Consider the following 872-nt stretch of genomic DNA (forward strand, 5'->3'; position numbering starts at 1 on the left):
TTTTCAATACTCTAGTCGGTTTAATTACTTTATAATACAGGCCTACAGTAAAGTACATGAAGTTACTGGTTAGTAGTTCGGAGTTTGTAAATAAAATGAGTACTAACGCAAAGCTGAATGTAATGGCGCTAGCCATATTCACTATACCTGGTGGTAAATCTGGTTCGTGTGTTGCTTTAACTGATAGCACGAAGACCGTAATAATACCGATAATAAATCCTGCCATCATCGCGCGTAATAAATAACGTTTTAAATAAACGCTTTGTAATATATCTTTTGTTCTTATTGTTTCGACTACGTTATTTACCCAGTCATCCCCATAAAAAATCTTATCCCATTTAATATGTTTCTCCTTCACAATGACATCCTCGCTTTTCATTTGTTAATCAGAGTATACTATGAATCGTCTTATTTGTGAATAATTTCACAAAATTAATTTTAAAAACTAATATTTTTGAATAACTGATAGGATTTTTTGGTAAATCAATTATTTTAAAATAATCAATAGACAGACAGTATCGCTGAAAATCCATGAATTTCATATAAAAAAGCCTAGTAACGAGGGGGCAATCATTACTAGGCAGTGAGCATTTATTAAGTTGTCGCTTGTTTCGGACGACGTATAACTACATCGATGATGAAACCGATAATAGCAAAGAGCATGAATGGTACAAGCCAAGCTAAATCGATATCTGCTAAAGGTAACATCATAAACCATTTCAAAATAACACCGTGTAATAAGTTGAAACTATTTAGTATTTGTAAAATTGAAATAATCAATGTAATAACAGTTGCGAGTCGATAGGCCCAACTGAATCTGAATGTGCTAAACATGTTAGCAAATGATATCAGTACAAGTGCAATAGACACGG

Annotated in this window: 2 protein-coding genes; both read right to left on the reverse strand. The window is 32.7% G+C overall.

Features of this window, described 5'->3' with window-relative positions:
• Window positions 1-358: formate/nitrite transporter family protein (locus IDG60_RS16700; protein ID WP_206160952.1), on the reverse strand; the 358-nt coding region annotated here is incomplete at its 3' end.
• Between the two features lie 236 nt (window positions 359-594).
• A partial coding sequence (locus IDG60_RS16705; protein ID WP_206160955.1) for a branched-chain amino acid transport system II carrier protein occupies window positions 595-872 on the reverse strand: 278 nt, incomplete at its 5' end.

The organism is Staphylococcus sp. EG-SA-2, assembly GCF_017152085.1.